Here is an 11,755-nt window from a genome sequence, read left to right as displayed (position 1 = left end):
AGTATCGTTACCTAGAAGAAATGAAAGCTATAAATAGTTTCACTTTATTTCTGGAGAGGAGAAGGTATTGAAATCATGTCAAGATCTCAAGAAATTTCTAAGTGGTTTCGTAATTTACAACATTCGAAAAAACTAAGTTGGATTTCTTACGTTTTATTAGGGGCAGTGCTGTTTTTTGCACTTATGAATAATGTAAAACCAGAGCAATTAGATGTTACAACATATTCTATTGCGAAAAAAACAATCCATTCTCCTATTAAAATTGAAGATAAAGTTACAACGGACAAAAAGAAAAAAGAAGCCGCTACAAAAGTTGAAGATCAATATACATATAAAAGTGAGTATAAACAAAATAAAGTGGATATTGTGAATGACGTCTTTGCTAAAGTAGATGAAGTGATACAAGAGATTAAAGCGGTTGGACCGGATGAGCAAAAAAAGATTACTGATGCTGAAAAAGTGGACAAGTTGAAAAAAAAATTGCCTACTGATTTAACGAAAGAATTATCTGATTCAAACTTACTAAACTTAATTAATGCGGATTCGAACCAATTAGTATTAGCGAAAGATGCAACAGTTACAGCTATTAATAGTATCATGACTGAGCATGTTAAAATGGATGAATTGAAGGATGCGAAGGAACGATATGTAAGTGAGATGAATAGTGTTAATGTTGATAATGGTTTAAAGGAATCTATTAAGGCGTTAGGGAAATATGCGATTTCTGCAAACTATTTTTATGATCCGACCTTAACAAAAGAGAAGAGAAAAGCGGAAGAAGATTTAGTTCCACCTGTTTATATTCTTCAAGGGCAAGTCCTTGTTAGAGAAGGTGAAACGATTTCAAGTGATATGTACAATCAGTTGAAATTAGTTGGCCTGTTAGAAAAAGGGAACAGTTTTCAACCCTATGTTGGGTTAGCGGTACTCATTGGTGTGCTATTGTACTTTATGCATAAGCAGTTTGAAGTGTTTTTACAGCGGAAAAGAGAAGATAGGCCGTATGTCTTAGCGTATATTACAATTTTGTCTATCACGATTGTTTTAATGAAAATCATTAGTTTGTTTCAAAAGCTTGAGTATGCAGGAATCGCGTATGTTGTTCCAGTTGCAATGGGAACAATACTTGTAAAATTAATGATTGGTGATCGATTTGTATTTTTAACGAGTATGATCTTTTCTGTATGCGGAAGTATTATGTTTAATGAAGGTGTAACGAGTACACTGAATTATAGTGTGGGGATTTATGTTTTATTAAGTTCATTATCAGTTAGTATTTTCTTGAGAGAAAAAAATCGTCGTACGATGATTTTACAAGCTGGTATACTCGTTTCTGTATTAAATGTAGTCGTATTAGCGGCTTTGCTATTATTACGTAACGGGAATTTTTCGCCTCTTGAAATTGGGGTGCAATTATTAATGGCTGCTGTTTCGGGTATTATCTCTTCTGTTCTAGCTATGGGGATTTTACCGTATTTAGAAAGTGGTCTTGGGATTGTATCGAGTATGAAATTGATGGAACTTTCAAGTCCGAATCACCCGCTTTTGCGTAAAATTTTATTAGAAGCACCAGGTACATATCACCATAGTGTAATGGTAGCTAATCTCTCAGAAGCTGCTTGTGAAGCAGTTGGAGCAAATGGAGTATTAGCGCGTGTAGGGGCGTATTATCATGATGTAGGGAAAACGGTACAACCACAGTTTTTTATTGAAAACCAAATGGGTATTGAAAACCCGCATGATAGATTAGACCCTGTAACGAGCAAAGATATTATAATTGCTCATGTAACCGATGGGGTGAGAATGTTAGAAGAACACCATATACCTCAAGAAATTATCGATATTGCTGGTCAGCATCATGGTACAACGTTACTTAAATATTTTTATTATAATGCGATTAAAGAAGATAAAGAGAAATATACGGAGGAAATGTTCCGCTATCCAGGATCAAAAGCAACTTCTAAAGAGTCGGCGATCGTTGGTATTGCTGATAGTGTGGAAGCGGCGGTACGTTCGATGAACCATCCAACACCAGATCAGATTAATAATTTAGTGCAAAGTATTATTAAAGATCGCCTGCAAGATGGTCAATTTAGTGAATGTGATTTGACATTTAAGGAACTACAAATCGTTGGAAAAACGTTATGTGAAACGTTAAATGGTATTTTCCATTCCCGTATTACATATCCGGAACCGCCGGAAGAAAAGGAGAAAGAATGAGTTTATTAATTGATTTTATTGATGAAACAGAAGAAGTGAAAGACGAATATATAAGTTTGATTCGAGGTTTAGTAGAGAAAGCAGCCCAAATGGAGAACATAGAAGAAGGTGCAGAATTATCGGTTACATTTGTAGATAATGAACGTATTCGTGAAATAAACCGTGATTACCGAGATAAGGATCAGCCTACGGACGTTATTTCTTTTGCTATGGAAGAAATGGGAGAAGGCGAAATGGAAATTGTCGGTGCAGAGATGCCGCGTATGTTAGGAGATCTTATTATTTCTATTCCAAGAGCAAAAGAACAAGCTGAAGAATATGGACATTCTTTTGATCGAGAACTTGGGTTTTTAGCACTACATGGCTTTTTGCATTTGCTTGGTTATGATCATATGACAGAAGAAGATGAGAAAGAAATGTTTGGAAGACAAAAAGAAATTTTAGAGGCCTTTGGATTAGGACGATGAAAACAGGAAAACTTTTAGATAGTTTTGGATATGCTATAGCTGGTATATACTTTTGTCTTCGTCATGAACGAAATATGAAAATTCATTATTTAGCCGCAGTCATCGTTATATGCTGCGGCTTTTATTTCCATATTACAACAATGGAATGGATTGTCGTACTTATTGTGATAGGGATTGTAATGAGTTTAGAGATGGTGAATACGGCTATTGAAAAAACAGTAGACTTAGCAACCACCGATATTCATCCGGTTGCAAAAATTGCAAAGGATGTTGCAGCAGGGGCAGTTTTATTATTTGCAATTATAGCTGCTGTAATTGGTGCTATTATCTTTTTACCGTATATGGTATAGTTGCATTCCGAAGCTTTTATTAAGCTTTGGGAGCGCCGTGAAGGCCTTTAATGAAAGAGTGTATCTATTCACATCTATGAACGGAAAGGATGCGGGAATATGAATAGCAAACAATTAATTCAAGAAGCAACCGAAGCGCGTAAACGAGCGTACGTACCATATTCTAAATTTCAAGTAGGTGCAGCTTTACTAACTCAGGATGGAAAAATATATCGTGGATGTAATGTTGAAAATGCATCATATGGTTTATGTAACTGTGCAGAACGAACAGCTTTATTTAAGGCAATTTCTGAAGGGGATAACGAGTTTGTAGCTATTGCAGTCGTAGCGGATACAAAGCGTCCAGTACCTCCTTGTGGAGCATGTCGACAAGTTATGATAGAATTATGTAAACAGGATACGAAAGTATACCTATCAAACTTACATGGTGATGTTCAAGAGACAACAGTCGGAGAATTGTTACCAGGAGCATTTTTAGCGGAGGATTTACATGAATAGAAAAGGTTATAAATCAGGTTTTGTCTCTATTATTGGCAGACCGAATGTTGGGAAATCTACATTTTTAAATCGTATTATTGGCCAAAAAATTGCCATTATGAGCGATAAGCCACAAACAACTCGTAATAAAATTCAAGGTGTATATACAGAAAATGATTCACAAGTAGTTTTCATTGATACACCAGGAATACATAAACCTAAACATAAACTAGGCGATTTCATGGTGAAGATGGCTCAAACGACATTAAAAGAAGTTGATATTGTTTTGTTTATGGTCAATGCAACTGAAGGATATGGTCGTGGTGAGGAATTTATTATTGAGAAATTACAAGAAACGAAACAACCGGTATTTTTGGTAATTAATAAAATTGACCAACTTCATCCAGAGCAATTGCTGGAGTTGATTGATCAATATCGTAAATTATATGAGTTCGCGGAGATTGTGCCAATTTCTGCATTGGACGGTAATAACGTTGAAGCGTTAATCGGAGCAATTAAAAAGTATTTACCAGAAGGACCGCAATATTACCCGGATAATCAAGTAACGGATCATCCAGAGCGATTTATTATTTCAGAGCTTATTCGTGAAAAAGTATTACATTTAACACGTGAAGAAGTACCGCATTCTGTAGCGGTTGTTATTGATGCAATTCAAAAGCGTGAGGGCGGAGCGGTTTATATAAACGCAACGATTGTTGTTGAACGTGCATCACAAAAAGGAATTATTATAGGTAAGCAAGGGAAGATGTTAAAAGAAGTCGGTAAGAGAGCTCGTTTTGACATTGAAGCACTTCTTGGTTCTAAAGTATTTTTAGAAGTATGGGTGAAAGTGCAAAAAGATTGGCGTAATAAGATGTCACAGCTTCGTGACCTTGGTTTCCGTGAAGACGAGTATTAATATGAAGTAAAGTTGTGATCAGTGGATGTTTTGTTCATCCGCTGATTATTGGTTTTTATGAACCTTGATAAATTAGGAAAAATTTTTCTCACATGAAAATGAACAAAATGGGTCAACTTAATAACAACAAAAGAAATTGGTTTATAGGCTACGCTTATTGAGAAAGGTGGATTCTTATGCTAGATTTTACCTGGAAGTTTTTCTCCAAAACAGGAAGCATTGAAACGTATTTGCTTTTGAAAGAAATGGAAAAAGACGTAAACGATGAGATGGATCAACATGAAGAGGAGTTAGCGCATCTAGACTCTCCAATTTCTTGACCCGTTTTGTTCAAACCTTGGATGGTGACGAACATGTTTCAAAAAGTTGAGGGCATTGTTATCCGTACGACAGATTACGGAGAAACAAATAAGATTGTTACAATATACTCGCGGGAATTTGGTAAGGTAAGTGCAATGGCAAGAGGGGCGAAAAAGCCGAAGAGTCGGTTAGCAGCTATTTCGCAACTTATGACACATGGTCATTTTCTTATTCAAATGGGATCTGGACTTGGAACTTTGCAACAAGGCGAGATTATTTCATCTATGAAAGAAATTCGCGAGGATATATTTTTAACTGCTTATGCATCATTTATTATTGAATTAACCGATAAAGCAACAGAAGATAAGAAGCATAATCCGTATTTATTTGAAATGTTATATCAAACGTTGCATTATATGTGTGAGGGTGTTGATCCAGAAGTATTATCATTAATTTATCAAACGAAAATGCTTCCGGTATTAGGGATGCGCCCGTACTTTGATACATGTGCTATTTGTCATCAAGAAACAGATTTTGTCGCCTTCTCTGTCCGGGAAGGCGGTTTTCTGTGCTCGCGTCATGCGGAGCAAGATCCGTATCGTATTCCGGTGGGAGAGGCTGTTCATAAATTATTACGTCTCTTTTTTCACTTTGATTTACACCGGCTCGGTAATGTATCGGTGAAGGATAGTACAAAAAAACAAATGCGCACAGTATTGAATACATATTATGACGAATATTGTGGGGTTTATTTGAAAACAAGGCGTTTCTTGGAACAACTTGATAAGTTTCAAATATAAAAAGGGCCGTATACGGTCCTTTTTACATACTTTCTTTTTCGAATAGCATATTTAGTATATAATATTTAAGAGATAGTATAACTTTTTTCGTTGTGCATTAAAGGTGGTGATTATCATAGAGCTGAATAAACGGCAAGAGCATATCATTCAGATTGTAAAAGATCACGGTCCTATTACAGGGGAGTCAATTGCTGGGCAATTGGGTTTAACACGTGCAACGCTAAGACCAGACTTAGCAATTTTAACGATGGCTGGTTATTTAGAAGCGCGTCCACGTGTAGGTTATTTTTATACGGGTAAAACCGGGGGACAGCTATTATCTGAAGCTGTTAAGAAAATTAAAGTGCAAGATTATCAATCTAGACCGGCTGTAATTGATAAAAATGTATCAGTATACGATGCAATCTGTACTATGTTTCTAGAGGACGTTGGTACATTATTTGTTGTAGATCAAGCTACTTTATTAGTTGGCGTTGTATCTCGTAAAGATTTATTACGAGCTAGCTTAGGAAAGCAGGATTTAACCTCTCTTCCGGTTAATATTATCATGACAAGGATGCCAAACATTGCGATGTGTCGCAGGGAGGATTCTTTATATGATATTGCGATGGAATTAATAGAAAGACAGATTGATGCGATGCCGGTTGTGAAGGATACGAAACAAGGTTTAGAAGTGATTGGACGAATTACAAAAACAAATATTACACGTGCGTTTGTAAATTTAGTAAATAACGAATAAGTGTAATTTGTTTAAAGTGAGGTAATGTAATGGATAATAAAATCGTATATGTCGTATCTGACTCTGTAGGAGAAACGGCTGATTTGGTTGTTAGAGCGGCAATGGGACAGTTCCCATTCGCTCCTGATATTAGGCGTGTACCGTATGTAGAAGATACAGGGACATTAAAAGAAGTAATCTCGATTGCCAAGAGCAATCAAGCGCTTATTTGTTTTACGTTAGTAAAGCCTGATATGCGTCAATATTTATTGGCAGAAGCGGCAAAAGAAGGAGTAGAGGCATACGATATTATCGGACCTCTTATCGATCAAATTGAAGAAATTACAGGGCAAGTACCAAGGTATGAGCCAGGTGTCGTTCGAAGATTAGATGAAGAGTACTTTAAAAAAATTGAAGCGATTGAATTTGCAGTTAAGTATGATGATGGTAGGGATGCACGTGGTATTTTAAAAGCTGATATCGTGTTGATTGGAATTTCACGTACATCAAAAACACCACTTTCACAATATTTAGCGCATAACAAACGTTTGAAAGTTGCTAATGTACCACTTGTACCGGAAGTGGATCCGCCTGAGGAATTATATCAAGTGGCAAAAGAGAAATGTTTCGGTTTGAAAATTATACCAGATAAGTTAAATCATATTCGAAAAGAACGATTGAAATCACTTGGATTAAGTGATGGAGCAACATATGCAAATATTAATCGTATTCAAGAAGAAATTGATCATTTTGAGGAAGTAATTAGTAAAATAAATTGTCAAGTGATTGATGTATCAAATAAGGCAATTGAAGAAACAGCAAATATTATTGTGAATGCAGTGCAAAACCAAAAAATGTTTTAGCACATTTACCAAAGGTGAATGTGCTTTTTTCGCTCGTGAGAAGGCGTTAGAGGAAGATGCGAAGTAGAGCATGAACTTTTGGCTTAGTAATAGAATATAGCGGAATGGTTATACTTATATTCTTCTGTTTTTTAATTATGCTAAAGGAACGATTTCGTTATCTTTAAGTGTAAGATGAAAATTAAAGGGATATGTAGCGTAGTTGAAGAAAATATATTATAATAAAAAATTGTGATAAAAACCTATATTTTACGTTTAGACTTTAATTTTTCAGAATAAACTAGGGATAGGATTTTCGAAAAAGACATGTATTTACGTTAAATCGACAAAATCTAGACAAGAAAACGCACATTATGGAAGGATTCACAGAAGGGATGTAGAATACAGAAATATGCAAAACATCAGATAAGATATTATTTGATGCAGATGCGTATCCCGTGAAGAATGCAATTGTGCAAGTTGGAACAAAATTTTATGTCGAAATTTTGTTTGTCGTATCCTATGCTCATCGTTCAAGAAAACAGCAAGGTAATTGGGTCTATGTAGATTCTGAGCAAGATGAAGTTGACTGTTATATTTATTAACATGCAAAAGCTACAGATCTCATGATCATACAGGCTATAGTGCTTCTTGCTAGTCTTCTTGTGAAAAAGGAGTATATGTATTGTCTCCAGGAGATACATTTGTAACAGATGAGCAAATGTATACAATTTTATATAGTAGTATGTATCTGCGAATTTACGTAGACTGGGGACTTATACGAAAGGTCCAAAATCGTTTACACAATGTGATCGACAGTACTTTCTAACAAATTTAGAAAAATATTGTCGAATTATAAAGGAATCTTTTAATTTATATCGAATACAAAATACGACACGGAGATGGAGTTATGGGGAACAGAATTCCTGAAGAAGTTGTTGAACAGATTCGGACATCATCCGATATTGTAGAAGTGATTGGTGAGTATGTTCAACTTAGAAAGCAGGGGCGTAACTATTTCGGCCTTTGTCCATTTCATGGTGAGAATTCTCCTTCATTCTCTGTTTCATCTGATAAGCAAATTTTTCATTGTTTCGGATGTGGAGAAGGTGGAAATGTATTTTCTTTTCTTATGAAAATGGAAGGACTTGCTTTCACAGAGGCTGTTCAAAAGCTTGGCGAAAGAAATGGAATTGCAGTTGCAGAATATAAATCAGGGCAAGGACAACAACAACAAGAAGACATATCTGATGACACTGTCATCATGCAACAGGCTCATGAACTTTTGAAAAAGTATTATCATCATTTATTAGTAAATACAGAAGAAGGAAATGAAGCACTTTCATATTTATTAAAACGTGGTATTACAAAAGAGATGATTGAGAAATTTGAAATTGGTTATGCATCACAAGCTTGGGATGCAGCAACGAAAATTTTACAAAAAAGAGGTTTGTCGCTATCTAGTATGGAACAGGCTGGCCTTCTTGTAAGAAGTGAGAAGGATGGCAGTCATTATGACCGCTTCCGCGGAAGAGTTATGTTTCCGATTTATACTTTACAAGGTAAGGTGATAGCGTTTAGTGGAAGGGCATTAGGCGATGACACTCCGAAATATTTGAATAGTCCTGAAACACCGATTTTTTACAAAAGTAAGCTGTTGTATAATTTCCACCAAGCAAGGCCGTTTATTAGAAAACGTGGGCAGGTTGTCCTTTTTGAAGGTTATGCCGATGTACTAGCCGCGGTGAAAAGTGGTGTGGAAGAAGCTGTTGCGACAATGGGAACAGCTTTAACTGAAGAACAAGCGAAACTTCTGCGACGTAACGTTGAAACTGTTGTTCTTTGCTATGATGGTGATAAAGCAGGGCGAGAAGCGACGATGAAAGCAGGGCAATTACTATTGCAAGTTGGTTGCCAAGTGAAAGTTACATCCTTGCCAGATAAGCTTGACCCTGATGAATATGTGCAACAATATGGGACAACCGCTTTTGAAAATCTTGTGAAATCAAGTATAAGTTTTGTTGGTTTCAAAATAAATTATTTGCGTTTAGGGAAAAATTTGCAAGATGAGTCTGGCAAAGAAGAATATGTAAAAAGTGTTTTAAAAGAGTTATCATTGCTACAGGATGCGATGCAGGCGGAATCATATTTAAAATCATTATCGCAAGAATTTTCGTATTCAATGGAAACACTTTTGAATCAATTGCACCAATATCGCAAAGAACAAAAGGTACAGCAAAAACAAATAAAGCAGGTTTCTAAGCCATCTCAAATTGTTCAAACGAAACCGAAATTAACAGGTTTTGAAAGGGCAGAAAGAGAAATTATTTACCATATGTTGCAAAGTGCAGAAGTGACAGTGCGTATGGAACCTCATATAGAAGATTTTTATACAGAAGAACATAAAGGGATTTTATATGAACTATACGCATATTATGAAAAGGGAAATGAACCTTCAGTCGGAACATTTTTAAGTTGGCTCTCTGATGAAAAGTTGAAAAATATTATTACTGATATTTCGACGGATGAATTTATTAATCCAGAGTACACAGAAGAAGCGTTACAAGGTCATTTGGAGGCGCTAAGACGCCATAAAGAAAAACTTGAAAAGATGGAAATTATCTTTAAAGTAAAACAAATGGAAAAAACAGATCCTGTAGAGGCTGCTAAATATTATGTGGCATATTTACAAAGTCAAAAAGCAAGAAAATAGCTTTTTCGATAAAGTTTTAGTATAATGAATGTTTGTATCTCGCGTAAGGAGGGGAACAGATGGCTGATAAACCAGCTCGTTCTAAACAAATTGAAACTGAAATGACCCTTGAGCAAGTGAAAGAACAACTCACTGAGCTCGGAAAAAAACGTGGCGTTCTTACATATGAAGAGATTGCAGAACGCATGAATGGATTTGAAATTGAATCCGATCAAATGGATGAATACTATGAATATTTAGGTGAACAAGGGATTGACTTAGTTGGTGACAATGACAACGACGAAGGTCCTAATAATCGTCAAATTACAAAAACGGAAGAAGAATTTGACCTTAATGATTTAAGTGTGCCGCCAGGTGTGAAAATCAATGACCCTGTTCGTATGTACTTAAAAGAAATTGGTCGTGTAGACTTACTATCTGCTGAAGAAGAAATTCGACTTGCGACACGTATTGAAGAAGGCGATGAAGAAGCAAAACGCCGTCTTGCAGAAGCAAACTTACGTCTTGTAGTAAGTATTGCAAAGCGTTACGTGGGCCGTGGTATGCTTTTCTTAGACTTAATCCAAGAAGGAAATATGGGTCTAATTAAGGCAGTTGAAAAGTTCGACTACCGTAAAGGTTTTAAATTTAGTACGTATGCAACTTGGTGGATTCGCCAAGCTATTACACGTGCGATTGCAGACCAAGCGCGAACAATTCGTATTCCGGTTCATATGGTTGAAACAATTAATAAGTTAATCCGTGTACAACGTCAATTATTACAAGATCTAGGACGCGAACCATCTCCTGAAGAGATTGGTGAAGAAATGGATCTTGCTCCAGAAAAAGTACGCGAAATCTTAAAGATTGCACAGGAGCCAGTTTCTCTTGAAACACCAATTGGTGAAGAAGACGACTCCCATTTAGGTGACTTTATCGAAGATCAAGAAGCAACATCGCCTGCGGACCATGCAGCGTATGAATTGCTAAAAGAACAATTAGAAGATGTGTTAGATACACTAACAGATCGTGAAGAAAATGTTCTGCGTCTTCGTTTTGGTTTAGATGATGGACGAACTCGTACGCTTGAAGAAGTTGGGAAAGTATTCGGCGTAACGAGAGAACGTATTCGTCAAATTGAAGCGAAAGCACTTCGCAAATTAAGACATCCAAGCCGTAGTAAGCGTCTTAAGGATTTCTTAGAATAGGCTACCTTTAAGTTTACTTCACTTTTGTGAAGTAAACTTTTTTGTTTTGTTAATTTTTGTTAAAATTTAGCTATCGGCAACGATTACAATTTCTTGTAATTTATTTTACAGAATTGTCTTTTGATTTGCAAATGCTCATTTTTCGATTTTTCGATTTATTTTGTTTATTATATACAAAATAATATGTAGAAAAGTAAAAAATATGATGAGAAACGTTAGTAATTATCGAAATAATATGCGATATAATAGTGAAAATCAATAAAATGAATTTACGGAATATTTTTAACAAGTAGTAGTTTGCTCTTTTCTGATAGGGCGTTTTCAAGTACAATATAAATGACTGAATCATCTAACTATTTAGCGGTATAGAGGGGGGAGAAGAGATATGAAACGTAATCCGTTGATTCCGTTCGCTCTTATTGCAGCATTAGGTATTATCGTTATGTTTGTATTTTCATTTCAGGGGCTAAATAAATCTAAAGAGTTAGCTGATGCAAAAAATGGTGGGAAACCAGCACAAACAGCATCAAAGCCAGAGGATATTGTAAAGCAAAGCTGTACGAGCTGTCATGGTGATCAGTTACAAGGAGCGGTAGGCCCTAATTTACAAAAAATTGGTGGGAAACTTTCAAAAGATGAAATTAAAGAAGTTATTTCAAAAGGAAAAGGAAATATGCCGCCAAATATAGTTCCAGCTGATCAAGCGGCAAAAGTAGCTGATTGGTTATCGAAGAAAAAATAAAGTATAGAAAAACAAGCCTT

At 35.8% G+C, this 11,755-nt stretch carries 13 protein-coding genes; all 13 read left to right on the top strand.

Annotated elements, in window-relative coordinates:
- Positions 1 to 75: 75 nt before the first annotated feature.
- The 13 genes from DN408_RS22385 to cccA all read left to right on the top strand — a co-directional run bounded on the left by DN408_RS22385 (position 76) and on the right by cccA (position 11,735).
- A complete protein-coding gene (locus DN408_RS22385; RefSeq protein ID WP_002015188.1) occupies positions 76 to 2,220 on the top strand; it encodes an HD family phosphohydrolase in 2,145 nt (714 codons plus the stop codon).
- Positions 2,217 to 2,687 (top strand): rRNA maturation RNase YbeY, encoded by a 471-nt coding sequence (ybeY, locus tag DN408_RS22380; RefSeq protein ID WP_002088675.1) that lies wholly within the window; start codon positions 2,217 to 2,219, stop codon positions 2,685 to 2,687. Before DN408_RS22385 ends, ybeY begins: the two co-directional genes overlap by 4 nt.
- Positions 2,684 to 3,037, top strand: a complete 354-nt coding sequence (locus DN408_RS22375; RefSeq protein ID WP_002129138.1) for a diacylglycerol kinase family protein — start codon at positions 2,684 to 2,686, stop codon at positions 3,035 to 3,037. Before ybeY ends, DN408_RS22375 begins: the two co-directional genes overlap by 4 nt.
- A gap of 99 nt (positions 3,038 to 3,136) precedes the next feature.
- Positions 3,137 to 3,535, top strand: a complete 399-nt coding sequence (locus tag DN408_RS22370) for a cytidine deaminase (protein WP_002015184.1) — start codon at positions 3,137 to 3,139, stop codon at positions 3,533 to 3,535.
- Positions 3,528 to 4,433 (top strand): GTPase Era, encoded by a 906-nt coding sequence (gene era, locus DN408_RS22365; protein WP_002088672.1) that lies wholly within the window; start codon positions 3,528 to 3,530, stop codon positions 4,431 to 4,433. The genes DN408_RS22370 and era overlap by 8 nt, the downstream gene beginning before the upstream one ends.
- 176 nt (positions 4,434 to 4,609) lie before the next feature.
- Positions 4,610 to 4,753 (top strand): YqzL family protein, encoded by a 144-nt coding sequence (locus DN408_RS22360; protein ID WP_000883924.1) that lies wholly within the window; start codon positions 4,610 to 4,612, stop codon positions 4,751 to 4,753.
- Positions 4,754 to 4,786: 33 nt separating this feature from the next.
- The gene (gene recO / locus DN408_RS22355; RefSeq protein WP_078177910.1) at positions 4,787 to 5,533 is read left to right on the top strand and encodes a DNA repair protein RecO; all 747 of its coding nucleotides are present in this window, start codon (positions 4,787 to 4,789) and stop codon (positions 5,531 to 5,533) included.
- A gap of 106 nt (positions 5,534 to 5,639) precedes the next feature.
- Complete coding sequence (locus DN408_RS22350) at positions 5,640 to 6,272, top strand: transcriptional regulator CcpN (protein ID WP_002015181.1); 633 nt, start codon at positions 5,640 to 5,642, stop codon at positions 6,270 to 6,272.
- Between the two features lie 29 nt (positions 6,273 to 6,301).
- Entirely contained in the window at positions 6,302 to 7,114 is an 813-nt protein-coding gene (locus DN408_RS22345) for a pyruvate, water dikinase regulatory protein (RefSeq protein WP_002184948.1), read from the top strand.
- A 664-nt stretch (positions 7,115 to 7,778) separates the two neighbouring features.
- Entirely contained in the window at positions 7,779 to 7,922 is a 144-nt protein-coding gene (locus tag DN408_RS31775) for a hypothetical protein (RefSeq protein ID WP_198946082.1), read from the top strand.
- An 81-nt stretch (positions 7,923 to 8,003) separates the two neighbouring features.
- Positions 8,004 to 9,806 (top strand): DNA primase, encoded by a 1,803-nt coding sequence (dnaG, locus tag DN408_RS22335; protein ID WP_002167658.1) that lies wholly within the window; start codon positions 8,004 to 8,006, stop codon positions 9,804 to 9,806.
- A 59-nt stretch (positions 9,807 to 9,865) separates the two neighbouring features.
- Positions 9,866 to 10,993, top strand: coding sequence for an RNA polymerase sigma factor RpoD (gene rpoD / locus DN408_RS22330; protein WP_000764062.1), 1,128 nt, complete (start codon positions 9,866 to 9,868; stop codon positions 10,991 to 10,993).
- Between the two features lie 385 nt (positions 10,994 to 11,378).
- Entirely contained in the window at positions 11,379 to 11,735 is a 357-nt protein-coding gene (gene cccA / locus DN408_RS22325) for a cytochrome c550 (protein WP_002129130.1), read from the top strand.
- Positions 11,736 to 11,755: the final 20 nt, after the last annotated feature.

This window comes from Bacillus sp. AR13-1 (assembly GCF_008042285.1).
Taxonomy (GTDB): Bacteria; Bacillota; Bacilli; order Bacillales; family Bacillaceae_G; genus Bacillus_A; species Bacillus_A mycoides.
The sequence above is the reverse complement of the archived record's forward strand: the minus strand, read 5'-3'. Positions and strand labels throughout refer to the sequence as shown.